At 69.7% G+C, this 21,619-nt stretch carries 25 protein-coding genes and 1 pseudogene; 14 read left to right on the top strand and 12 right to left on the bottom strand.

The features are described 5' to 3' along the window. The first annotated feature begins 105 nt into the window (after positions 1–105). From MTF65_RS11325 to MTF65_RS11310, 4 genes are all read left to right on the top strand, one after another. A complete protein-coding gene (locus MTF65_RS11325; protein WP_243628419.1) occupies positions 106–816 on the top strand; it encodes a VanZ family protein in 711 nt (236 codons plus the stop codon). A gap of 22 nt (positions 817–838) precedes the next feature. Beyond that, positions 839–1,576 carry a response regulator transcription factor gene (locus MTF65_RS11320; protein WP_243628418.1) on the top strand — a complete coding sequence of 246 codons (738 nt, stop codon included), beginning with the start codon at positions 839–841 and terminating at the stop codon, positions 1,574–1,576. After that, on the top strand, positions 1,569–2,666 hold the full coding sequence (locus MTF65_RS11315) for a HAMP domain-containing sensor histidine kinase (RefSeq protein ID WP_243628417.1): 1,098 nt from the start codon (positions 1,569–1,571) through the stop codon (positions 2,664–2,666). Before MTF65_RS11320 ends, MTF65_RS11315 begins: the two co-directional genes overlap by 8 nt. A gap of 87 nt (positions 2,667–2,753) precedes the next feature. Then, positions 2,754–4,166, top strand: coding sequence for an RtcB family protein (locus MTF65_RS11310; RefSeq protein WP_243628416.1), 1,413 nt, complete (start codon positions 2,754–2,756; stop codon positions 4,164–4,166). Positions 4,167–4,197: 31 nt separating this feature from the next. Here MTF65_RS11310 and MTF65_RS11305 read toward each other — a convergent pair whose 3' ends face one another. Then, on the bottom strand, positions 4,198–4,668 hold the full coding sequence (locus MTF65_RS11305) for an archease (protein WP_243628415.1): 471 nt from the start codon (positions 4,666–4,668) through the stop codon (positions 4,198–4,200). A gap of 171 nt (positions 4,669–4,839) precedes the next feature. Here MTF65_RS11305 and MTF65_RS11300 point away from each other — a divergent pair, with 171 nt between their 5' ends. Continuing rightward, positions 4,840–5,979 carry a site-2 protease family protein gene (locus MTF65_RS11300; protein WP_243628414.1) on the top strand — a complete coding sequence of 380 codons (1,140 nt, stop codon included), beginning with the start codon at positions 4,840–4,842 and terminating at the stop codon, positions 5,977–5,979. Between the two features lie 149 nt (positions 5,980–6,128). On the opposite strand, the gene MTF65_RS11295 is transcribed toward MTF65_RS11300, so the two are convergent. Further along, positions 6,129–6,383 (bottom strand): Txe/YoeB family addiction module toxin, encoded by a 255-nt coding sequence (locus MTF65_RS11295; protein ID WP_243628413.1) that lies wholly within the window; start codon positions 6,381–6,383, stop codon positions 6,129–6,131. After that, a complete protein-coding gene (locus MTF65_RS11290) occupies positions 6,380–6,664 on the bottom strand; it encodes a type II toxin-antitoxin system Phd/YefM family antitoxin (protein WP_243628412.1) in 285 nt (94 codons plus the stop codon). Before MTF65_RS11290 ends, MTF65_RS11295 begins: the two co-directional genes overlap by 4 nt. Before the next feature lie 584 nt (positions 6,665–7,248). Here MTF65_RS11290 and MTF65_RS11285 point away from each other — a divergent pair. From MTF65_RS11285 to MTF65_RS30500, 3 genes and pseudogenes are all read left to right on the top strand, one after another. Then, the gene (locus MTF65_RS11285) at positions 7,249–7,674 is read left to right on the top strand and encodes an SRPBCC family protein (RefSeq protein WP_243628411.1); all 426 of its coding nucleotides are present in this window, start codon (positions 7,249–7,251) and stop codon (positions 7,672–7,674) included. Positions 7,675–7,855: 181 nt separating this feature from the next. Then, positions 7,856–8,107: a hypothetical protein gene (locus MTF65_RS11280; RefSeq protein WP_243628410.1), complete on the top strand. Its 252-nt coding sequence runs from the start codon at positions 7,856–7,858 to the stop codon at positions 8,105–8,107. Next, positions 8,107–8,425, top strand: a pseudogene (locus MTF65_RS30500) (DNA-binding protein); the annotation flags it as partial. The gene MTF65_RS11280 and the pseudogene MTF65_RS30500, both read left to right, overlap by 1 nt. Positions 8,426–9,245: 820 nt before the next feature. On the opposite strand, the gene MTF65_RS11270 reads toward MTF65_RS30500, so the two are convergent. The 4 genes from MTF65_RS11270 to ychF all read right to left on the bottom strand — a co-directional run bounded on the left by MTF65_RS11270 (position 9,246) and on the right by ychF (position 11,912). After that, positions 9,246–9,662 carry a hypothetical protein gene (locus MTF65_RS11270; protein ID WP_243628408.1) on the bottom strand — a complete coding sequence of 139 codons (417 nt, stop codon included), beginning with the start codon at positions 9,660–9,662 and terminating at the stop codon, positions 9,246–9,248. Between the two features lie 289 nt (positions 9,663–9,951). After that, entirely contained in the window at positions 9,952–10,365 is a 414-nt protein-coding gene (locus MTF65_RS11265) for a DNA-binding protein (RefSeq protein WP_243628407.1), read from the bottom strand. Continuing rightward, positions 10,347–10,631 carry a hypothetical protein gene (locus tag MTF65_RS11260; protein ID WP_243628406.1) on the bottom strand — a complete coding sequence of 95 codons (285 nt, stop codon included), beginning with the start codon at positions 10,629–10,631 and terminating at the stop codon, positions 10,347–10,349. The genes MTF65_RS11265 and MTF65_RS11260 overlap by 19 nt, the downstream gene beginning before the upstream one ends. Before the next feature lie 192 nt (positions 10,632–10,823). Then, positions 10,824–11,912, bottom strand: coding sequence for a redox-regulated ATPase YchF (ychF, locus tag MTF65_RS11255; protein WP_243628405.1), 1,089 nt, complete (start codon positions 11,910–11,912; stop codon positions 10,824–10,826). A 215-nt stretch (positions 11,913–12,127) separates the two neighbouring features. Between ychF and MTF65_RS11250 the strand changes: the two genes are divergently transcribed. Then, the gene (locus MTF65_RS11250) at positions 12,128–12,607 is read left to right on the top strand and encodes a DUF6542 domain-containing protein (protein WP_243628404.1); all 480 of its coding nucleotides are present in this window, start codon (positions 12,128–12,130) and stop codon (positions 12,605–12,607) included. Positions 12,608–12,625: 18 nt separating this feature from the next. On the opposite strand, the gene ppgK is transcribed toward MTF65_RS11250, so the two are convergent. Then, positions 12,626–13,369, bottom strand: coding sequence for a polyphosphate--glucose phosphotransferase (ppgK, locus tag MTF65_RS11245; RefSeq protein ID WP_243628403.1), 744 nt, complete (start codon positions 13,367–13,369; stop codon positions 12,626–12,628). 36 nt (positions 13,370–13,405) lie between these two features. Next, the gene (locus MTF65_RS11240) at positions 13,406–14,407 is read right to left on the bottom strand and encodes a 4-hydroxy-3-methylbut-2-enyl diphosphate reductase (protein WP_243628402.1); all 1,002 of its coding nucleotides are present in this window, start codon (positions 14,405–14,407) and stop codon (positions 13,406–13,408) included. Between the two features lie 122 nt (positions 14,408–14,529). Here MTF65_RS11240 and MTF65_RS11235 point away from each other — a divergent pair, with 122 nt between their 5' ends. The 4 genes from MTF65_RS11235 (at position 14,530) to MTF65_RS11220 (ending at position 18,215) form a co-directional block, all read left to right on the top strand. Then, positions 14,530–15,891, top strand: a complete 1,362-nt coding sequence (locus MTF65_RS11235; RefSeq protein ID WP_243628401.1) for an APC family permease — start codon at positions 14,530–14,532, stop codon at positions 15,889–15,891. A gap of 32 nt (positions 15,892–15,923) precedes the next feature. Next, positions 15,924–17,138, top strand: coding sequence for an exodeoxyribonuclease VII large subunit (gene xseA / locus MTF65_RS11230; protein ID WP_243628400.1), 1,215 nt, complete (start codon positions 15,924–15,926; stop codon positions 17,136–17,138). 130 nt (positions 17,139–17,268) lie between these two features. After that, the gene (locus tag MTF65_RS11225; RefSeq protein WP_243628399.1) at positions 17,269–17,520 is read left to right on the top strand and encodes an exodeoxyribonuclease VII small subunit; all 252 of its coding nucleotides are present in this window, start codon (positions 17,269–17,271) and stop codon (positions 17,518–17,520) included. Positions 17,521–17,618: 98 nt separating this feature from the next. Then, positions 17,619–18,215 (top strand): malonic semialdehyde reductase, encoded by a 597-nt coding sequence (locus MTF65_RS11220; protein ID WP_243628398.1) that lies wholly within the window; start codon positions 17,619–17,621, stop codon positions 18,213–18,215. Between the two features lie 119 nt (positions 18,216–18,334). Here the strand turns inward: MTF65_RS11220 and MTF65_RS11215 are convergent, their stop codons facing one another. Beyond that, positions 18,335–18,853 carry a DUF4245 domain-containing protein gene (locus MTF65_RS11215; protein WP_243628677.1) on the bottom strand — a complete coding sequence of 173 codons (519 nt, stop codon included), beginning with the start codon at positions 18,851–18,853 and terminating at the stop codon, positions 18,335–18,337. A 204-nt stretch (positions 18,854–19,057) separates the two neighbouring features. Here MTF65_RS11215 and glpX point away from each other — a divergent pair, with 204 nt between their 5' ends. Then, the gene (glpX, locus tag MTF65_RS11210; protein ID WP_243628397.1) at positions 19,058–20,089 is read left to right on the top strand and encodes a class II fructose-bisphosphatase; all 1,032 of its coding nucleotides are present in this window, start codon (positions 19,058–19,060) and stop codon (positions 20,087–20,089) included. A 107-nt stretch (positions 20,090–20,196) separates the two neighbouring features. Here glpX and MTF65_RS11205 read toward each other — a convergent pair whose 3' ends face one another. Next, a complete protein-coding gene (locus MTF65_RS11205) occupies positions 20,197–20,595 on the bottom strand; it encodes a WhiB family transcriptional regulator (protein ID WP_374207204.1) in 399 nt (132 codons plus the stop codon). Between the two features lie 226 nt (positions 20,596–20,821). Then, entirely contained in the window at positions 20,822–21,493 is a 672-nt protein-coding gene (locus MTF65_RS11200; protein ID WP_243628396.1) for a DUF1707 domain-containing protein, read from the bottom strand. Positions 21,494–21,619: the final 126 nt, after the last annotated feature.

Genomic DNA, 21,619 nt, shown 5'->3' with positions numbered 1-21,619 from the left:
CCGCCGGGGATCCCGTGTGGGGATGCCGTGTGGGGATCCCGTGTATCGCGGGCGTATCGAAAATCGCATACGCCACCGCAACGGCCCTCCGTCTCCAATGGGGGCATGAACCAGAACGCGTCCCTGTCAGCACCGCCACCGCCCCGCCGCACGCGCGGGATCGTGCTCATCGGCCTGGCGATCCTCGGCATGGCGGGCGCCGTGTCCGTCGTGCGGGGGCCGCTCATGATGTCCGCTCCGAGGTGCATGGCCGGGCGGTGGCACGGCTGCTTCGACACGTTCAACGGTGTGGTGCTCATGACGTTGGTCGCGTTGCCGTTGGCCGTGCTGGTGGCGTGGGCTCTGGCGCGCCGCCGACGTGCCGCCGGCATCACATCGGCGTGGCGGATGTCGCTGGCCGAGGTGGGCATGGTCCACGGGACGGTGCCGTTCCTCTGGATGACCATGATGCCGGGCGCCGGGGCCGGCATCGTCCCCGCCCGGGTGAGCCTGGTACCGCTGCGGGACCTGGTCACGATGGGGCCGCTCGGGATCGTCGGCAACCTGCTGGTCTTCGCGGCGCTGGGGTTCTTCGCCCCGATGCGGTTCGCGGCGCTGGCGTCCCTGCCGCGGATCCTGGCGCTCGGGGCGGGCTGCTCGGTCCTGGTCGAAACCGCGCAGTACGTCTTCCAGCTGGACCGGGTGTCCTCCGTGGACGACGTCCTGGTCAACGCCACCGGCGCCGTGCTGGCCGCGCTGGCGTCGCGCCGCCGGTGGCGCACTACGGCGCAAGCGCCGTCGGACCAGCCCCGCCCCGCACTGGCACCGGCAGGCTGAGTCGTGTGCTTAGGCTTCGGACATGCGCGTACTGATCGTGGAGGACGAGCCCTACCTGGCCGAAGCCGTCCGTGACGGTCTGCGGCTGGAGGCGATCGCCGCCGACATCGCCGGCGACGGCGACTCCGCCCTGGAACTGCTCAGCGTCAACTCCTACGACCTCGCGGTCCTCGACCGCGACATCCCCGGCCCCTCCGGCGACGAGGTCGCCCGGCGCATCGTCGCCTCCGGCAGCGGCATCCCGATCCTCATGCTCACCGCTGCCGACCGGATCGACGACAAGGCTTCCGGGTTCGGGCTCGGCGCCGACGACTACCTCACCAAACCGTTCGAGCTGCGGGAGCTCGTCCTGCGGCTGAGGGCGCTCGACCGCAGACGCGCGTACGCCCGGCCCCCGGTCCGCGAGATCGCGGGCCTGCGGCTCGACCCCTTCCGCCGGGAGGTCTTCCGCGACGGACGCTACGTCGCGCTCACCCGCAAACAGTTCGCCGTGCTGGAAGTCCTCGTCGCCGCCGAGGGCGGGGTCGTCAGCGCCGAAGAGCTGCTGGAACGGGCCTGGGACGAGAACGCCGACCCCCTCACCAACGCCGTGCGCATCACCGTCTCCGCACTCCGCAAACGGCTCGGCGAACCATGGATCATCGCCACGGTGCCGGGTGTCGGCTACCGCATCGACATCGGCCCCGATACCGGCCCCCACACCACCCGCCCCGGCAGTGGCAGTGGCAGTGGCAGTGGCAGTGGCAGTACGCATGCGTAGACGCCCAGGGCTCCCAGGGCTCCCAAGGCTCAGCGCCCGACTGAAACTCACCCTCAGCTACGCCGGGTTCCTCGCCGTCGCCGGCGCTCTCCTGCTGGCCGTGGTGTGGGTGTTCCTGCTGCGCTACGTACCCGACACCCCCCAGGGCCTTCTCGGGATCTCGCCCAACCGCTACCTCCTCGTGCGCACCTTCGCCCCCGCCGCGGTCGTGGCGATGGTCTTCCTGCTCGTGTTCGGCCTCGTCGGGGGATGGATCCTCGCCGGCCGGATGCTCGCACCCCTCACACAGATCACGGATGCGGCACGGATGGCCGGGAACGGGTCACTGTCCCACCGGATCCGCATGAAGGGCCGTCAGGACGAATTCCGTGAACTCTCCGACGCGTTCGACGCGATGCTCGAACAACTCGATTCACACGTCGCCGAGCAGCAGCGGTTCGCCGCGAACGCCTCCCACGAACTGCGCACCCCGCTGGCGATCTCGCGGACGCTCCTCGACGTCGCCCGCAAGGACCCCACGCGGGACCGGGGCGAACTCATCGAACGCCTGCACGCTGTCAATACGCGGGCGATCGACCTCACCGAGGCCCTCCTGCTGCTCAGCCGCGGCGACCGCGGAAACTTCCGCCCCGAGAGCGTCGACCTCTCCCTCATCGCCGAAGAAGCCGCCGAAACGCTGCTTCCCCTCGCCGAACAGCGCCGGATCACGCTCGACGTCACCGGCGGGGCGGCCCCGACCAGCGGCTCCGCGGAGCTCCTGCTGCGAATGGTGACGAACCTCGTCCAGAACGCCGTCGTCCACAACCACCCCGCCGGCGGCACCGTGACGGTCCACACCGAGCCGCACGGCGACACGAGCGTGCTGCGGGTCGAGAACACGGGCCGTCGGCTCCCACCGGAACTGGTACCGACCCTCACCGAACCCTTCCAGCGCGGAACGGAACGCGTACGCACCGACGAGCACGCCGGCGTCGGCCTCGGCCTGGCCATCGTGCACAGCATCGTCCGCGCCCACGACGGGACCCTCGACCTCGTCCCCCGCCCCGCCGGCGGTCTCCTCGTCACGGTCCGGCTTCCCGGCACGCCGTAGGGATCTTCACAGGCCGACGAAGCGCCGTAGCAATGTCGCCAGCGGCCTGAACGGCGGACCCTGGAAGAGAGAACCCTGGAGGCTGCCATGGAGATCGTGGAGGAGCGCCCGTACCGCTACCGCATCGATCCGCGGCGCGACATGAGGGTGCCCGGGATCGTGTTCGCCACACGCGGGCTGCTGCGGGACGCCGAGAAGTCGTTGGAGCAGGTCGCGAACGTGGCGACGCTGCCGGGCATCGTGACCGCCTCGTACGCGATGCCGGACGTTCACTGGGGTTACGGCTTTCCCATCGGCGGGGTGGCCGCGACCGACGTCGAGGAGGGTGGGGTCGTCTCCCCCGGTGGTGTCGGGTTCGACATCTCCTGCGGCGTGCGGCTGCTGGCCGCCGACTGCGATGCGCAGGACCTCGCGCCCGTGCTGTCCGCGTTGATGGACGGACTGGGCTGGGACACCCCGCGCGGTGCCGGACGCGGTGCGGTCTGGCAGCTGGGCAGCACTGCTCAGCTCAAGCGGGTACTGGAGGGGGGTTCGCGGTACGCGGTCGAGACGGGCCACGGAGAGCCGCGCGACCTGAGCCGCTGCGAGGACGGTGGGGCGGTACCCGACGCAGACGTGAGGCAGGTGAGCGAACGGGCGATGGAGCGGGGGCTCGGGCAGGTCGGCAGCCTGGGCGGCGGCAACCACTTCCTGGAGGTGCAGCAGGTCGCCGAGGTCTACGACGAAGCGGTCGCCGCCGCCTTCGGACTCGCCCTCGGCCAGATCTGCGTGATGATCCACTGCGGCTCGCGCGGTCTGGGGCACCAGGTCTGCACGGACCACGTCCGGACGATGCACCTGGCGATGCCGCGGCACGGCATCACGGTTCCCGACAAGCAGCTCGCCTGCGCCCCGGTCGACTCGCCGGAAGGGCGCGCGTACCTCGGCGCGATGGGCGCCGCGGCCAATTACGGGCGCGCCAACCGTCAGCTGCTTTCCGAGGCGGCGCGCCGTGTCTTCCGCCGCGAGCTGGGGGCCCGTCTTTCGCTGGTCTACGACGTGTCCCACAACCTGGCCAAGATCGAGACGCATCTCGTGCAGGGGAAGCCGCGTACCTTGTGCGTCCACCGCAAAGGTGCCACCAGGGCGCTGCCGCCCGGCCACTCCGATCTGCCGGAGGACCTGCGCGGGGCCGGGCAGCCGGTACTCATTCCCGGCACCATGGGCACCGCCTCCTACGTCCTGACCGGGGTCCCCGGCGGCGACGCGTTCTCCTCCACCTGCCACGGGGCGGGCCGGGTCCTGAGCCGGCATGCGGCCGTGCGCGCGGTGCGCGGCCGGGAGCTACGGTCCCGCCTGGAGGCGCAGGGGATCGCGGTACGCGGCGCGTCCTTGCAGGGCCTGGCCGAGGAAGCACCGGAGGCGTACAAGGACGTCTCCGCCGTTGTGGAGGCGAGCGAGGGGGCGGGGCTGTGCCGCAAGGTGGTCCGGCTGGTCCCGCTGGGCGTGGTGAAGGGGTAGGTGCTGGATCGGACCGTCATGGATCAGTCCGTCATACGTCGACCGTCACCGCGCAGGACCAGCCGTACGGGCCCGGCGCAAGGTGCACGTCGCTCCACGACACGGCCTTGGGCGTGGCGCCGGTGACCCGTACCGCCGCCAGATCGGTCACGGCCAGCCGTATGTCGAGTCCCCCGTCGTCGGTCGCCTCCGTCTCCACGTCCACTGGCACCTCGCCGTGTACCTCCAGCCGGTAGATGACCTCGTCCAGCGACGCGATCAGCAGGTCGTCGTCGGCGGCCGCGGCCAGCTCGACCTGCCGCACGGCGGTCGGCCGCGCGCCGGAGACGTCCGCGAAGCAGCCCACCATCCCGAGCACAGCCTCCGCCAGACACTGCTCCCGGCTCGCCCCCCAGGCTTCGATCCGCACATCGGCCGTGTGCGGAACCGTCCGGTGACCGCTCTCCTCCTGCGTGTCGTCCTGTGTGTCGTCCTGTGTGTCGTCCTGTGTGTCGTCGGCCATGTCTCCATCATGTGCCCGGTCCGGCCCCGGGGCAGGTGGGCCCCGGGCACCCGCCCGCCCGCCGAGCAACACTGTGAGTAGGCGGACACCGTACCGACCCGATCATCCGGAGCGCCCCGAGGGCCTGCGGCTCGGGCGGAGGGCCGCCTGCTTCAGCCAGGGGAGACGGAGATGAACGGCTCGGTACGGATCGGACGCATTCTCGGCGTGCCGCTGCGCATCCACTGGACGGTGCCCGTGCTTGTGGTCCTCTTCGGATACGGCCTGGGAAGCCAGACGCTCCCCGCCTGGCTCCCGGGCCGGTCGAACGCCACATACACGGCCGCCGGCCTGGTGGGGGCCCTGCTGCTCATCGCAAGCCTGCTGGCTCACGAGGCCGCGCACGCGATCATCGCCCGGACGAAGGACATCCCCGTCCAGGACGTCACGCTCTGGGCGCTGGGCGGGATGACCCAGATGGGCAAGCCGCGCACGGCCGGCGCGGCCTTCCTCGTAGCCGTCGGAGGGCCACTGACCAGCCTCGCCGTCGGCGCGGCGGCGCTCGGTGCGGGCGTCGGGCTGAACGCCCTGTTCGGCTGGGCGGTACCGGCGGCCGTTCTGGTGTGGCTGGCGTGGGTGAACTTCCTGCTGGGAGTGTTCAATCTGGTGCCCGCCGCGCCGCTCGACGGAGGGCGTGTGGTGCAGTCGGTGATCTGGTGGCGTACCGGAGACCGGGACCGGGCCGAACGGGCTGCCGCACGCAGTGGGCAGGTATTCGGCTTCCTGCTGATCGCCGGCGGCTGGTTCTACACCCTGCGCGGCGCCTTGGGCGGTCTGTGGCTGATGGTCACCGGGTTCTTCGTCCTGATCGTCGCCACCGCGGAGCGACGGAACGCCGGAATGGCGGCGGCCCTGCACGGGGTACGCGCGGCTGACGCCATGTCGAGCCCCGTGGAGACCTGCCCCGACTGGCTCACCGTGGAACGCTGTGTCGACGACGTGGCGATGCGGGCCCGCCATTCCGCCCTGCCGCTGATCGACTTCGAAGGCCGCCCCAGCGGCCTGGTCGACCTGTCGCACTTCGCGAAGATCCCCGTGTCGCAGCGCAAGGAAATACGCGTACGTGACATGGCGACCCCGCTGTCGCAGTGCACCACGTGCGCGCCGGACGACCTCTTGGAAGACGTACTCGAAGAGGCCCGCCCGAGCGTGAGCGGCACGCGGATCCTCGTCACCGAAGGCGGCCTCCTGGTGGGCATGATCACCGCACGTGACATCGCCCGGCTCGTCCAGCGCCACTCCCTCCGCGGTACGGACGGTAGTACGAGTTGATGGGTCTCCGTCCCCTCCTGCGGGGCGAAGGGGACAAAGCGCGGGTTCCGCTCGGCGTCGCGCAGGCCCGGAAGATCGTCTCCGGATTCCGGCCGGATATCGTGCTCGCCACCGGCGGGTACCTGGCCGTCCCCGCTGACGGAGTGCGGTCAGTAGTGATAACGAGCCGCAAGAATGACAATTTCCTTGCCCGTGACCAGATAGACGAGACGATGCTCGTCGTCGATCCGCCTCGACCACACGCCGGGCAAGTGGTACTTGAGCGGCTCGGGCTTACCGATCCCCGCGAAGGGGTCACGCTTGACGTCCTCGATCAGCTTGTTGATCCGAGCGAGCATCTTGCGGTCGTTCTTGAGCCAGGACGTGTAGTCCTCCCAGCCCTGATCTTCGAAGACGAGCCTCACGCAGCGCCCTCACGTGCCGCATCCGGCGAGTCGGGGTCGATCAGCTCCCGCTCGGACACGTTGATGTTGGCCAGAGCGTTCTCGTACGCCTTGAGCAAGCGGCGAGCGTTCGCCGGAGAGCGCAGCAGGTACGAGCCTTCGCGCAGCGCTGCATAGTCCTCGGCCGAGACGAGTACAGCATTGCCGTGCTTGGAGACGATCTCGATGGCCTCGTGGTCTTCGTTGACCTTCTTGATCAGCGGAAAGAGCGCCTTGCGGGCTTCGCTCGCAGTTATGGACATGACCTGACCCTTTCCGAGAGTGGTACCGAATAACGTACCACTCATTCTATCCGCGGGGCGAGCAGAATCATGAACGAAGGGCTAGGTACCCCAGCACCATCCCAGCACGGGGACAGCAAGGGGTCGACTCCCGAGGAGCCGACCCCTTGCCAACTGCGAACTTGACGAAAGCGTCTAGCGTACAGTAACGAGCCGATCACACATTGAAGTGGAACGTCTGAAGCCAGATCCTGACCTGCGGCGGAGCCGCATACACCGCCCTGACCAGGCATTTCTCCGTTGGCGTGCGTTGGGCCCCGACGGTCGCTTACGGGTGTCCTGCGGACTCTCTGCGGACTGACCCCTTCGACCTCCACCTCGACCTGGGATGGCGGATGCAGGAAGGGGGACGGCACACCTCGCCCGCGGCACCGGCGGGCTCTATGCGTGTACGAGCTCGGCTGCCATACACCGGGTCGCCGTCCACGACGGCGATGTGGAGGCCTCGACGGCCTCCACCGAGCAGGTTGCCCTGCGCCCGACAGAGGGCGCAGGCTGGACCTAGCGGTGACCCGGGGTGACCGGGTCAGGAAGCGAGGCTTGCGATGAGCACGCTCAGGGAACAGATCGACATCGATGCTCCGGCGGCCGCCGCCTGGGAGCAGCTGCACCGCTTCGACGATTACCCGAAGTTCGTTTCCGGCCTGCGGCACGCGAACGCGCGCGGCGCCGATGTGGCCCATCTCGACGTCAACGCGGGCGGCGGCGAGCGGGAGTTGGAGGCCACGATCACCGACGGCGACGCCGGGCGGGTGATGGCCTGGGAGACCGCCGCCAGTCCGGGCCTGAAGGGAGAGTTCACACTGCGGGCATTGGACGCCGACCACACCCGCGTCCAGGTCCGGCTCGACTACGACCCGGACGCAGTCCGGGAGACCTTCGGCGGCCCGAAGGGCTTCGCCCAGTCCAACGCGATCGCCCAGACCGTCCGGGGCGACCTTGAGCGATTCAAGGGTCTGGTCGAAGGGTGACCCCCTGGGCCCGGCCGACGGGCCGGCCCGCGTCAGCGGCGTGAGGGGTTTGGCTCAATGAGCCAAACCCCTCCAGTGTGCGGCGCGGTCGGACGTCGAAGCGCAACGGACCGCCAACCTGCGCTCGCCAGCCCAGACTGCCCTCACCCAGCGTCTTGCTACCGCTGGCAGGATCCGCACCATGAGCAGTAGCAGGAAATACTCAATCAGCCTGCCCGAGGACCTCGCCGAGGCCGTACGCGCCCACGTCGGGCCCGGCGGCTTCTCCGCCTATGCCGCCGAAGCCCTCGAACAGCGGGTCGCCATGGACAGGCTCCGGGAGATCGTTGCCGACTTCGAGACCGACAATGACGAGCTCACCCGCGAGGAGGTCGAGGCCGCCCGCGCAGTGTTGCGTCATGACCACCGGCAGGCCGGCGGAGCCGCCGCCTAATGCCCGGCACTCTGCTGCTCGACAGTGAAGGCCTCTCGAAGCTCTACCGCAAGGACCGTACCGTTGTGGCCCTGGTCCAAGCGGCCTCGGAAGAGGGCGTCCGCGTGGCCACAAGCGCCATGACCACCCTTGAGGCCAACTACGAGCGCATCCACCCCGCCCGCATCAAGTGGGTCCTCTCCCGCGTCGACGTTCAAGACGTCACCACGGCGATCACCGAACAGGCCGCCACCCTCCTGCGGGCCCACCACCTCCACGGCCACAAGTACGCCATCGACGCCGCCTTCGCTGCCATCGCCCGCACCGCGCCCCAGCCGACACCGCTCAGGATCGCCAACGCTACACAACAGCGACGGCAAGGAGCCGAGGTCTGCGGGACTTCTCCCAGCGTCTGCAACCTGATCGCGGCGCTCACCAACTCCCGTGCCTCGCCTGCAATGCCGCAGCCGTGTCCCAGCCCTTCGCGCGCCTTGCGCAGCAGCTCGGTCCCCAGGAACCCACCGCCTCCGGTGATCAGCACGTTCATGCCGCAACGCGCCAAAGCACGCTGCCGCGGGTCGCCGTTGCTGCCAACGCACGGAAAGCTGGTGCTACAACGGTCCCAGAACCTCCGCACAATCAAGGGCGAGGCGTCCGATGCTTCCGGCTTCACCAGGGGATCGGATCAAGGAATAGATGAAGAGCCCAGCGGCGGCCAGTCCGTGAAGAACCCTGACGTATGTGTCAGTGTTGAAGCTCCACGGGCTGCGGAGAAGTGCCTTGTTCAGCATGATGACCTCAATGGTCACGCTAACGATCATGGCGCATGCCGTGTAGACCATGACCCACCAGATTGAAGGTCCGGGCTCAGCCTCGAAGACAAGTTGCAGACTGGTGCCACTTACGAGCAATGGCACCGGGGCAAGTAGATAGAGCAGAACCGTGACTGGGATGTGCCACGGTCCCATGTAGAAGACATACTCGCCATCGTCGTCATCGTCCTGGACCGTCTCGCGGAAGCGAGGTGTCGCGGGGTCGAAGTGGTAGTGGTTCTGAACGAAGTGCTGATCTCTACCGGCCTGATGTACCTGGGCGGCATCGGAGGCATCGGCCCACATCGACCAGGACTCGTTCATCTCTCCGTCATGACGGGGCAGAGTCACGACTGGGTGATCCTCTGGTCGCGCCCGGCCTGGAACACCTGCCCATTGCCGCTTGCATGGGCAGTCATATTCAGGGAGGGATGGGCACCACCGGTGTTCTCTTGCGCGAGCACCGCGTTGAGCTGCCTGAGGGCGTCAAGAGCCTGAGGCTGTGCGACGAGCAACCCAAGCAAGTACCCGTTCCATGCAGCGACGAGCGCGGCGTGCGTATGTTCCTCACCCGCTTGGAGAGAATCGACGAGAACCCTCCGGTTCTCCTCAAAATCCTCATGGATCGAGTCGGCGGACTCGGGCCGGAACCGTTGCCAGAGCTCTACGACGCCGTCCCTCGCACGCTGCCAGCCATCCGTAGCCATCGCCGAGACGATGGCGGTGCCAGCCGCGCCGGCAACTGCGACGATCTGCGGGACCACACATTCCCCCTGGAAGACGCGGGACGATCTCGTGACTCCATGTGCTGTCGTAACTATAAGGGCGCGTACAGCAAGTCATCAGCTATAGCACGCTGTTGATGGCTCGCGACAGGTCTTTCCAGGAGCTCTCCAACTCAGCTTCGTGCAGCTCGAAGCGCACATGGCGCCAGTCTCCCTCAGCGGCAAGGAGTCGCTTGAAGGCAGCGAGCGACGGTGAAAGCGAGCTGCCCTCCAAGTCCTGATCCGGCGCTACGGGGCACTGCCCTTTCACGCCGCGAACAAAGGGAGATCACACCGCCACGAGCCGCACACGATCGCCGCAGAGCTTGACCATGTCGTCGATATCGGAGGTCAACATGGCCACAGGGCGGTGCTGCCGCAGAGCGGCCTCGGCGACCGCCGCATCGATCGCGTACTTGTGCCCATGCAAGCCAGCACCGATCAGCAGCTTCGAGGTCGCCCTCGCCTCCTCGTCGCCCACCGCGACCACGCGCAGTCCGGAGAGCGCCCAGTTCAGGCGAGACTTGTTCGTGCGGGCGTGGACGACCTCGATGATGGTGAGTGCGCTGATCACGACCTCCATGCCGCGCGAGCGTGCCTCAGCAACCAGCGCCACCACCTGCTCGTCATCGGCGAGTAGCTTCGAGAGCCCTTCGCTGTCCAAGACCAACGTTCCCTCGTGACTCAGCTTGCGGCGGGCCACTCACCCTCCTCGGCGAACACCTCGTCGAAGACCTGCCGCGCTCGCTGGCGAGCCTGCTCGGAGACCGGCCCCTTGCGGTTCTCGTAGTCCGCCAGATACTCGTCAAGGACCTGCCCGCGCAGCTCACGCTCGACCGCCTCGGCGATAAACGCGGAGAACTCCCGCTTGCCCACCCGCGCCCTGATCGCCTCCGCGGTCCCCTCCGGCAGCGACAGGCTCACCCGCGTCGCCGGCCCTTCCCCGATGCTGTACGTCGTCTCGGCCATAACCCAAGTGTGTCAAACGAGTAGGAAAAGCGCTACGGCCTGCGTGCCCGCGAAGCGTCGCGCGACACACAACCCAGCACAGACGCCCTCACCCCATCCCAGCGCAGGAAAAAACCAAGGGTCCGACTCCGAAGAGTCGAACCCCTCTTGACCTGCATGTTTGCCAGATCAGCGGCGTGGTGACGTCAGCCGCTACACGTTGAAGCGGAACTCCACCACGTCGCCGTCCTGCATGACGTAGTCCTTGCCCTCCATGCGGGCCTTGCCCTTGGCGCGGGCCTCGGCGACCGAGCCGCAGGCGACCAGGTCGGCGAAGGAGATGATCTCCGCCTTGATGAAGCCGCGCTGGAAGTCCGTGTGGATGACGCCGGCGGCCTCGGGGGCGGTGGCGCCCTGCTTGATGGTCCAGGCGCGGACTTCCTTCGGGCCGGCCGTCAGGTAGGTCTGAAGGCCCAGGGTGGCGAAGCCGACGCGGCCCAGGGTGGCCATGCCCGGCTCCTCCTGGCCGACCGACTGGAGGAGTTCGAGGGCCTCGTCGTCGTCCAGCTCGACGAGGTCCGCCTCCAGCTTGGCGTTCAGGAAGATGGCCTCCGCCGGAGCGACCAGCGCGGACTGCTCCGCCTTGAAGGCGTCGTCCGTCAGCTCGTCCTCGTCCACGTTGAAGACGTAGAGGAAGGGCTTCGTGGTGAGGAGGTGCAGCTCGTGGAGGAGGTCGCCCTGCTCCGTGCCCTTCGTGATGCCCTTCGAGAAGAGGGTGTCGCCCGCTTCGAGGATCTTCTTGGCCTCGACGACGGCGGCGAGTACCGCGACCTTCTCCTTCTGGAGGCGGGACTCCTTCGTCAGGCGCGGCTCGGCCTTCTCGATGGACTGGAGGTCGGCGAGGATCAGCTCGGTGTTGATCGTCTCGATGTCGTCCTTCGGCGAGACCTTGCCGTCGACGTGGACGACGTTCTCATCCTTGAAGGCACGGATGACCTGGCAGATCGCGTCCGACTCGCGGATGTTCGCGAGGAACTTGTTGCCCAGGCCCTCGCCCTCCGAGGCGCCGCGCACGATGCCCGCGATGTCGACGAAGTCGACCGTGGCGGGCAGGAGGCGCTGCGAACCGAAGATGCCGGCCAGGACGGCCAGGCGCGAGTCCGGGACGCCGACGACGCCGACGTTCGGCTCGATGGTGGCGAACGGGTAGTTGGCCGCCAGCACGTCGTTCTTGGTCAGGGCGTTGAACAGGGTCGACTTGCCGACATTCGGCAGGCCGACGATTCCGATCGTGAGCGACACGTTGGCGACTTCCCGTAGCTGGAGGGGGCGGCGGCCCGGAGTGGGCCACCGGACAGTTTACTTTCCGATGAGTGGGGGTGGACGTACGCGTGTCCACGCACCGGAAGCGCACACTCCGCGCCTAGTTTGGTGGGGTGGAGCAATACAGGACGCGTTCCGTGGTTCACCCACAGCGACAGCAGCGGCCGGGGAGCCCCCCGGCCGCCCTCCGCGGCGTGCCCGCCCAGGGCGGGCGGCCCGGGCGGCGGCCCAGGGGCCCCGTGCTCGGGCGGCGGCTGCCCCGGCCCAAGCTGACCGGGCTCGGCGGCGGACTGTTCGCCTGCGTCGCGATGCTGCTGGTCGCCGGTATCGCCTGGCTGATCTTCGGCTCCTCGCTGTTCGTGTACGGGCTGCTCTTCCTACCCGTCGCCGCGGCCACCGCCCTCTGGGTGCGGCCGGCCGACCTGATCACCGCGCCCATCAGCGTCCCCATCGCCTTCGCCGCCGGAGTGTGGCCCATCTCCGGCGGCTCCGGCGGCTTCGGCAGCCAGGTGATGGGGGTGGTTTCGGCCCTGTCCCTGCACGCCGGGTGGCTCTACGCGGGAACCCTCGTCGCCGCGCTCATCGTGCTGGTGCGCAAGGCCGTGCTGATCGGGAAGCGGCCGAGGAGTACGCCGAGGAGTACGGGGAGTACGAGGAGCAGGCGCATCGCCTAGGGCCGCCTATGCCTGTGCCTAGGCCGGCGGCCTCGCCGCCATCGCCGCCCCGACGATGCCCGCGTTGTTCCGCAGCTCCGCCGGTACGATCTCGGCCCGGATGCCCTTGATCAGCGGCAGGAACTTCTCGGGCTTGCGGCTGACGCCGCCCCCGATGATGAAGAGGTCCGGCGAGAACAGCATCTCCACGTGTTCCAGGTACCTCTGCACCCGGTGCGCCCAGCGCTCCCAGGTGAGCTCCCCGTCCTCCTTGGCCTTGACGGAGGCCCGCGTCTCCGCGTCGTGCCCCTTGAGCTCCAGGTGGCCCAGCTCCGAGTTCGGGACCAGGCGGCCGTCCGTGAAGAGCGCGCTGCCGATGCCCGTGCCCAGGGTCAGGAGGATGACCGTACCGGAGCGGTCGCGCCCCGCCCCGTACGTCATCTCCGCGACGCCCGCCGCGTCCGCGTCGTTGAGCACCGTGACCGGACGGCCGTCCAGACGGGCCGTGAGCAGGGCCGCCGTGTCGACACCGACCCACGCCTTGTCCATGTTGGCGGCCGTACGCGTGATGCCGCCCGTGACGACTCCCGGGAAGGTCACCCCCACCGGCCCGTCCCAGTCGAAGTGGCGCACCACCTCGACGACGCAGCCGGCCACCCCGTCGGGGGTGGCCGGCTGCGGTGTCAGTACCTTGTGGCGCTCCTGCACCAGGTCGCCACGGTCCAGGTCCACGGGAGCGCCCTTGATCCCGGAACCGCCGATGTCCACGCCGAAGATCTGCATGGAATCACCGTACGAAAGGACGCGGGTTAGTTCTCGCTACTTGTCGGCGTTCGCGGCCATCAGCTCGGCCGCCTCCGCGCGCAGGTCGCGGCGCAGCTCCTTCGGCAGCGAGAAGACGATCGACTCCTCCGCCGTCTTGACGATCTCCACGTCCGCGAAGCCGCGCTCCGACAGCCACTCCAGCACCTCTTCGACGAGAACCTCCGGCACCGAGGCGCCCGAGGTCAGGCCGACCGTGGTGACGCCCTCCAGCCAGGCCTCGTCGATCTCGCTCGCGAAGTCGACGAGGTACGCGGCGCGCGCGCCGGCGTCCAGGGCGACCTCGACCAGCCGGATCGAGTTCGAGGAGTTCTTCGAGCCGACGACGATGACCAGGTCCGAGTCGGCGCCCATGGCCTTGACCGCGGCCTGCCGGTTCGAGGTGGCGTAGCAGATGTCGTCGCTCGGCGGCGAGACGAGCAGCGGGAACTTGGTCTTCAGCGCGTCGACCGTCTCCATCGTCTCGTCCACCGAGAGGGTGGTCTGCGAGAGCCAGACGACCTTCGACTCGTCGCGCACGACGACCTTGTCCACATCGTCCGGGCCGTCCACGATCGTGATGTGGTCCGGGGCCTCGCCGGAGGTGCCGATGACCTCCTCGTGGCCCTCGTGGCCGATGAGGAGGATGTCGAAGTCCTCGTTCGCGTATCGGATGGCTTCCTTGTGCACCTTGGTGACCAGCGGGCACGTGGCGTCGATGGTCGCGAGCTTGCCGCGCGCCGCCTCCTCGTGCACCACCGGGGCCACGCCGTGCGCGGAGAACATCACGATCGAGCCCTCGGGCACCTCCTCCGTCCGCTCGACGAAGATGGCGCCCTTCTTCTCCAGCGTCTGGACGACGTACTTGTTGTGCACGATCTCGTGGCGGACGTAGACCGGCGCACCGTACTGCTCGAGAGCCTTCTCGACAGCGATCACGGCTCGGTCCACGCCCGCGCAGTAGCCGCGGGGGGCGGCGAGCAGGACACGGCGGGAAGCGGGAGCAGTCATGGGCTCCATCGTACGGGGGTCTTCGGGAGGCCGGGCGTCGCCCGTTCGGCACAGACTGGGTCGAATGTCCGTACCCCGCGTCACCTGTCCGTACCCCCCGTCACCCCCCGTCCCCCGGAGGAACGATATCGATGGCGTCCGTCACGGAGTCCCGTACGGAAGGCACCGGGCTGCGGCGCAGCCTCGGCATCCGGGACCTGGTCGTCTACGGACTGCTCTTCATCGCCCCCATGGCACCCGTCGGGGTCTTCGGCACCCTCGACGCCACGTCGCACGGAGCCGTCGCCCTCGTCTACCTCGTCGCGACCGTCGCGATGGGCTTCACGGCCTTCTCCTACGCGCAGATGATCCGGGTGGCCCCGCAGGCCGGCTCGGTCTTCACGTACGCCCGCAAGGGCCTCGGCGAGGGGCCGGGGCTGATCGCCGGCTGGATGGCGATGCTCGACTACGCGCTGATCCCGGCCGTGGCGTACCTGTTCTCCGGGATCGCGATGAACGCGTTGGTGCCGGAGGTGTCCCGGTGGGTGTGGACGGCGCTGGCCGTGGTCGTGACCACCCTGCTGAACCTGTGGGGCGTACGGGTGGCCGCGCGCGTGGGGTTCGCCGTGCTGGCCATGGAGATCGCGGTGCTGCTGGTGTTCCTGGTCGCGGCGGTGACCGTGCTGGTCCGGGACGGGGCGCGGCGCGGCTGGCTCTCCCCGCTCACCGGTGACGGCTCGCTGGGCTTCTCCACGGCGGCCGTGCTCGGCGCGGTGTCGGTCGCGGTCCTGTCGTACCTGGGCTTCGACGCCATCGCCTCCTTCGCCGAGGAGGTGACGGGGGGCTCGGCGCGGGTGGCGCGGGCGGTGCTGTTCTGCCTGGCCCTGAGCGGGGTGCTGTTCGTCGCGCAGACCTACCTGGCGGCGCTGCTCACCCCGGTGTCCTCGGCGGAGCTGGCCGCGGACCCGGCGCGGCAGGGGCCGGCCTTCTACAACGCGGTGGAGTCCTCGGTCGGCTCCTGGCTGCACGACCTGGTCGCCGTCAGCAAGGCGATCGGGGCGGCCTTCGCGGCGCTGGCCGGGCAGGCGGCGGCCGGCCGGCTGCTGTTCGCGATGGCCCGGGAGCGGCGGCTGCCGCGCGCCCTCGCGCGCACCTCGCACGGGACGCCGCGGCCGGCCCTGTTGGTGGCGGCGACGGTCACCCTGGTCGCCGCTGTGTGGGCGGCCCGGCGCGACGACGGGCTCGACCACCTGGTCTCCGTCGTCGACGTCGGCGCGCTGACGGCGTTCACCCTGCTGCACGCGTCGGTGGTCGGCTGGTTCGTCGTACGGCGTGCCGAGGGCCCGCCCAAGTGGTGGAAGCACCTGGTGGTCCCGGTCCTGGGCGCGGCGGTGACCGTCGCGGTGATCGTCGAGGCGTCCCGGACGGCTCAGGTGGTGGGGGCGGTGTGGCTGGCGGTGGGGCTGGGCGTGCTGGTGGCCCAGCGGGGCCGACGCGCCGCGGCCGCCCCCTGACCGGTGTCAGCCCTGGCGGCTAGCCTGCGTGCATGGGTCTGAATACGTCGGCTGACGCGCCGCTGCCGGTCGGTCGGGTGTCCCGGCTCATCGGGGGCTGGATCGACAAGCTCGGCCAGGTGTGGGTGGAAGGGCAGATCACGCAGCTCTCGCGGCGGCCGGGGGCGGGGGTGGTCTTCCTGACGCTGCGCGACCCGTCGCACGACATCTCGCTCAGCGTGACCTGCTTCCGCCAGGTCTTCGACGAGGTCGCGGACGTCGTGACGGAGGGCTCGCGGGTCGTCGTACTGGCCAAGCCGGAGTGGTACGCCCCGCGCGGGCAGCTGTCCCTGCGGGCCACGGAGATACGGCCGGTCGGCATCGGGGAGCTGCTGGCCCGGCTGGAGAAGCTGAAGCGCTCGCTGGCCTCGGAGGGCCTGTTCGCGCTGGACCGCAAGAAGCCGCTGCCGTTCCTGCCGCAGCTGATCGGGCTGGTGGTGGGGCGGGCCTCGGCGGCCGAGCGCGATGTGCTGGAGAACGCCCGGCGGCGCTGGCCGGCGGTCCGCTTCGAGGTGCGCAACGTGGCGGTCCAGGGGGTGCACGCGGTGCCGCAGGTGATCCAGGCGGTCAAGGAGCTCGACGCCCTGGACGAGGTCGATGTGATCATCGTGGCGCGCGGCGGCGGCAGCGTGGAGGACCTGCTGCCGTTCTCCGACGAGGAGGTCGTACGGACGGTCGCTGCGGCCCGTACGCCGGTGGTCTCGGCGATCGGGCACGAGCCGGACTCCCCGCTGCTGGACCTGGTGGCGGACCTGCGGGCCTCCACGCCCACGGACGCCGCGAAGAAGGTCGTCCCGGACGTCGGCGAGGAGCTTGAGCGCGTACGCCAGCTGCGGGACCGGGGCCTGCGCGCGGTACGGGGGCTGCTCGACCGGGAGGAGCGGGGGCTGGCGCACGCCCTCGGGCGCCCGGTCTTCGTCCACCCGCAGCGGATGGTGGAGACCCGGGAGGACGAGCTGGCGGCGCTGCTGGCGCGCAGTCGGCGGACGCTGGGGCACCTGCTGGACCGGGCGGACTCGGAGCTCACGCACACCCTCGCCCGGGTGGTGGCGCTGTCCCCGGCGGCGACGCTGGAGCGGGGCTACGCCGTGCTCCAGCGGGCGGACGGGCACGTGGTGCGCTCGCCGGAGGAGGTCTCGGCGGGCGACGAGCTGCGCGCGCGGGTCGCGGAGGGCGAGTTCCACGTACGGGTCACCGCGCCCGAGTAGACCGGCGGCGGCGGCCCGGCGCACTGCCGGGTCCGCGACGCATAGGCCGCACGACACGGACGCTGTGGCCACACGAGACGGACGATGTGGCCGCACGAGACACACGAGACACACGAGGTGGAAAACGGGAATGGCTGAAACCGATACATCGCTGGGGTATGAGCAGGCGCGCGACGAGCTCATCGAGGTCGTCCGCAAGCTGGAGGCCGGCGGCACGTCGCTGGAGGACTCCCTCGCCCTCTGGGAGCGGGGCGAGGAGCTCGCACAGGTGTGCCGGCACTGGCTGGAGGGGGCCCGCGCCCGGCTGGACTCGGCGCTGGCGGCCCGGGAGTCGGGGGGTGCGGGGGGTGCGGCCGGGGGGTCGAAGAATGGCGAGAAGTGATCCCTCTCACCACCGAGCAGATTTAGTTGAAACTTCACCTATCTCGGTCGTAGAGTCGGGACATCGCTTCGCCCCCCCCGCACGTAAGAAGGCTTCCGATGTCTCTCGTTCTTGACTCCGCCGCGCAGGACCTGCTGTTCCGCGAGGCTCGCACCGCGTCCTCGTTCTCCGACGAGCCGGTGACCGAGGAGCAGGTCCAGGCGATCTACGACCTGGTGAAGTACGGCCCCACCGCCTTCAACCAGACGCCGATGCGCATCACCCTCGTCCGCTCCCCCGAGGCCCGCGAGCGCCTGGTGCGGCACATGGCCGAGGGCAACAAGGCGAAGACCGCCGCCGCGCCGCTGGTCGCGATCCTCTCCGCCGACAACGAGTTCCACGAGGAGCTCCCGCACCTGCTGCCGCACTTCCCGCAGGCCAAGGACGCCTTCTTCTCCGAGCGCCCGGTCCGCGAGCAGTCCGCGCTGCTGAACTCCGCGCTCCAGGCCGCGTACTTCATCGTGGGCGTCCGCGCCGCCGGCCTGGCCGCCGGCCCGATGACCGGCGCGGACTTCGCGGGCCTCCAGAAGGAGTTCCTGGACGGCGACCACACCCCGCTGATGGTCGTCAACATCGGCAAGCCGGCCGAGGACGACGCCGCCCCGTTCCCGCGCTCCCCGCGCCTGGAGTTCGACCAGGTCGTCACCACCGTCTGAGCGGGCCCGTAGACCGGTAGACGGACGCGAAGAAGCCGCACGCCCCGGGATTCTCGGGCGTGCGGCTTCTTCGCGTCTGTCTACCGGTCTACGCGGTTCTACGCAGTCTGCTCGAACTTCTACGCGGCCTGCTTGAACTCCAGCGCCGCCGCCATCTCGCCGAGCTGGTCGAAGGAGGCCGTGCCGGTCACCACCGTGACGTAGCCGTCGCCCCGACGGACGAGGGCGTCGTACTTCTCGCCCTCCCAGCGCTCCCACTCGACGCCGGCGACCTGCTGCGTCCGGCCGGTGGCCTTCGCCTGCTGGGTGACCTTGCCGAGGTACCCGGGCGTGGCGTCGCTGGACTGCTCGACGGCCACGTACTGCTTCTGCGGGTCGAGGAAGCCGAGGTGCCAGGAGTTGGCCTTGGTGCGCTCGTAGGTCACCGACGTCGCCCGCCACTCCTTGGGGAGCCCGACGGGTGCGGCCAGCGGGTACGGGGCCGCTCGCCTCGCGGTGATCGTCTCTACCCGGTAGTCGACCACCCGTGTCGGATCGGCGTCGTCGTCATGGGGAATCACGAGGTAGATCCCCGCGACGACAACCCCGATCACCGCCAGCGACCGGACCATGTCCCAGACCGTCTGCTTGCCCTTCATACCTGCCACGGCACCATCGTCCCGCATCACCGGGAGCGATCACCGCCGGGGGTCGGCGCGGCGGCCGCAAGACGTCCGCTCAGGCCAAACGCATGACCGATATTCCGCTCATACGTGACCCGGTCTGCTCAATTTGTCGACGTACCGATAGAGTTCCAGGCACCCTCACATCCCGGCCGTCGTCGTACAGAAAGGTGCGCTCCGATGACCGAGCACAACCTGCCGCCCCAGCTCGAAGTCTCTCCCGAAGCCCCCGACCGCAACCTCGCCCTCGAACTCGTACGAGTGACCGAGGCCGCCGCCATGGCCGCCGGCCGCTGGGTCGGGCGCGGGGACAAGATCGGCGCGGACGGCGCCGCGGTCAACGCCATGCGCACTCTGATCTCCACCGTCTCGATGAACGGCGTCGTCGTCATCGGCGAGGGGGAGAAGGACGAAGCCCCCATGCTCTTCAACGGCGAGCGGGTCGGCGACGGCACCGGCGCCGAGGTGGACATCGCCGTGGACCCGATCGACGGCACCACGCTCAACGCCAAGGGCATGCCGAACGCCATCGCCGTGCTCGCCGCCGCCGACCGCGGCACCATGTTCGACCCGTCCGCGGTCTTCTACATGGAAAAGCTCGTCACCGGCCCCGAGGCCGCCGACTTCGTCGACATCAACGCGCCCGTCTCGGTGAACATCCGCCGGGTCGCCAAGGCCAAGAACATGGCCGTCGAGGACGTCACGGTCGTCATCCTGGACCGCCCCCGCCACGAGGGCATCGTCAAGGAGATCCGCGAGACCGGCGCCCGGATCAAGTTCATCTCCGACGGCGACGTCGCGGGCTCGGTCATGGCGGTGCGCGAGGGCACCGGCGTGGACCTGCTCCTCGGCATCGGCGGCACCCCCGAGGGCATCATCTCGGCCTGCGCCATAAAGTGCCTCGGCGGAACGATCCAGGGCAAGCTGTGGCCGAAGGACGACGCCGAGCGCCAGCGCGCGCTGGACGCCGGCCACGACCTGGACCGCGTCCTGTTCACGAACGACCTGGTGTCCGGCGAGAACGTCTTCTTCGTCGCCACCGGCATCACGGACGGCGAGCTGCTGCGCGGCGTCCACTACCGCTCCGAGACCGCGACCACGTCCTCGCTGGTCATGCGCTCGAAGTCGGGCACGATCCGGCAGATCGACTCGACCCACCGGCTGTCGAAGCTGCGCGCGTACAGCGCGATCGACTTCGACCGCGCGCAGTAGGAGCGGGCCGGCCGACCGGCGGCACAGCGAGAGGCACAGCACAGCGAGAGGGGCGGTTCCCGTGTGCGGCGGGAACCGCCCCTCCGGCGTTCTCGCGTCTACGACCGTCAGCCGGCTGCGGCGATGGGTCCGGCGCCCGGGGTCTGGCGCAATTCCGCCGCCCGGCGGCGGCGCCGGGCCAGCACGACCCGCCGCTCGGCGGCGGTGAGACCGCCCCAGACGCCGTACGGCTCCGGCTGGAGCAGCGCGTGCTCCCGGCACGCGACCATGACCGGACAGCGGGCGCAGACCCGCTTGGCGGCCTCCTCGCGCGAGAGCCGGGCAGCGGTCGGCTCCTTGGAGGGGGCGAAGAACAGCCCCGCCTCGTCCCGGCGGCACACCGCTTCCGCATGCCAGGGGCCGTCCTCCTCCCTCGCCGGCACCCGCGGACTCGGCACGGCGGACGGACGCGCCTGAAGACTCTGTACGGCGGCTACCTGCAAGGACTGATGCGGCGGATGCTGCACGGTCTACTCCTGACGACGTGTACGCAAGCGAGAGACGATGCACCTGTCCCTACCCGCTGCACGCGCCCCTATGCACCGTGTGCCGCTCAGGGGAGGGCTTCGACCGAAACATGACGCCGTCGTGCGCCCCGCGCACCGGGTGCCCGCCGCCGGTAGCCCCGCCAGTCGCCCCGCCGGTATCCGCCAGGGGGGATCCGCCGGACACCCCCTGGCCCACCCCGGCCCCCTACCCCTCCAGGCGCTTGCGCAGCCGCTGCGCCAGGTCCACCAGGCGGGCGCCGAGCTTGGGGCGGGCCTCGATGTTGCCGAGCAGCGCGAAGCCACGCACGATCACCACGGGCGCCTGCGGGTCGGTCTCGCCCCGGCCCTCGCCGCGCACCTCGAAGTTGCCGAGCACCCCGCTGCCGTAGCCGCGCAGGGTGACGTTCTCCGGGACGAGGACCTCGACGTTGCCGAGGACACAGGTCACGTTGATCTCCGTGACCTGCTGTTCGAAGACGGCCTCGGTGAGGTCGATGCTGATGTCGCCCATGACGGAAACGGCCCGGGTGTGGGCACCGGGACGCCAGCGGCCCTTGCGGGCGGAGCTGCTGCACACGGCGACGACGGTCTCCGTGGGCCCGGCGGCGGCCGACCCGGCGACGTAGCCGGGCCCCGGCGCGGGCGCCGCGGCCGGCTGCCCGCCGCCGGGCGCGGGCAGGTCGCGTACCAGCACCTGCAACTCCCCGACCGTCTTGAGGGCGTACAGCGAATCCAGGCGCTCGGAGTGCTCCTCGGAGGTCAGCCGGCCCTCCGCGAGGGCATCGGAGAGGATCTGCGCGATCCGGTCCCGATCGGCGTCGGAGGCACGCAGATCGGCCGGTGCGGCGGGGGCGGCGGGGTGCTTTTCCAGGTCCACGCCGCCCAGCATAGCCAGACACGATAGATCGCGATACTCCTCAGTGGAGTCCCGCGCCCGTCCAATGAGCCTTACCTCACAGCAAAAGCTCCCGGAAGAGGTCCTACGCTGGTTAACCGCGCTGCC

This window comes from Streptomyces sp. APSN-46.1, assembly GCF_022815725.1.
In the GTDB taxonomy this organism is placed as follows: domain Bacteria; phylum Actinomycetota; class Actinomycetes; order Streptomycetales; family Streptomycetaceae; genus Streptomyces.
The sequence above is the reverse complement of the archived record's forward strand: the minus strand, read 5'-3'. Positions and strand labels throughout refer to the sequence as shown.

Coding starts and splice junctions, on each gene's coding strand:
- MTF65_RS11260 (WP_243628406.1), bottom strand. CDS start 10,631: ATGGCCGAGACGACGTACAGCATCGGGGAAGGGCCGGCGACGCGGGTG.
- MTF65_RS11320 (WP_243628418.1), top strand. CDS start 839: ATGCGCGTACTGATCGTGGAGGACGAGCCCTACCTGGCCGAAGCCGTC.
- glpX (WP_243628397.1), top strand. CDS start 19,058: ATGACCGAGCACAACCTGCCGCCCCAGCTCGAAGTCTCTCCCGAAGCC.
- MTF65_RS11305 (WP_243628415.1), bottom strand. CDS start 4,668: ATGGCCGACGACACACAGGACGACACACAGGACGACACACAGGACGAC.
- MTF65_RS11285 (WP_243628411.1), top strand. CDS start 7,249: ATGAGCACGCTCAGGGAACAGATCGACATCGATGCTCCGGCGGCCGCC.
- xseA (WP_243628400.1), top strand. CDS start 15,924: ATGGGTCTGAATACGTCGGCTGACGCGCCGCTGCCGGTCGGTCGGGTG.
- MTF65_RS11220 (WP_243628398.1), top strand. CDS start 17,619: ATGTCTCTCGTTCTTGACTCCGCCGCGCAGGACCTGCTGTTCCGCGAG.
- MTF65_RS11315 (WP_243628417.1), top strand. CDS start 1,569: ATGCGTAGACGCCCAGGGCTCCCAGGGCTCCCAAGGCTCAGCGCCCGA.
- MTF65_RS11310 (WP_243628416.1), top strand. CDS start 2,754: ATGGAGATCGTGGAGGAGCGCCCGTACCGCTACCGCATCGATCCGCGG.
- ppgK (WP_243628403.1), bottom strand. CDS start 13,369: ATGCAGATCTTCGGCGTGGACATCGGCGGTTCCGGGATCAAGGGCGCT.
- MTF65_RS11215 (WP_243628677.1), bottom strand. CDS start 18,853: ATGAAGGGCAAGCAGACGGTCTGGGACATGGTCCGGTCGCTGGCGGTG.
- MTF65_RS11240 (WP_243628402.1), bottom strand. CDS start 14,407: ATGGAGCCCATGACTGCTCCCGCTTCCCGCCGTGTCCTGCTCGCCGCC.
- MTF65_RS11325 (WP_243628419.1), top strand. CDS start 106: ATGAACCAGAACGCGTCCCTGTCAGCACCGCCACCGCCCCGCCGCACG.
- MTF65_RS11235 (WP_243628401.1), top strand. CDS start 14,530: ATGGCGTCCGTCACGGAGTCCCGTACGGAAGGCACCGGGCTGCGGCGC.
- MTF65_RS11290 (WP_243628412.1), bottom strand. CDS start 6,664: ATGTCCATAACTGCGAGCGAAGCCCGCAAGGCGCTCTTTCCGCTGATC.
- MTF65_RS11280 (WP_243628410.1), top strand. CDS start 7,856: ATGAGCAGTAGCAGGAAATACTCAATCAGCCTGCCCGAGGACCTCGCC.
- MTF65_RS11225 (WP_243628399.1), top strand. CDS start 17,269: ATGGCTGAAACCGATACATCGCTGGGGTATGAGCAGGCGCGCGACGAG.
- MTF65_RS11300 (WP_243628414.1), top strand. CDS start 4,840: ATGAACGGCTCGGTACGGATCGGACGCATTCTCGGCGTGCCGCTGCGC.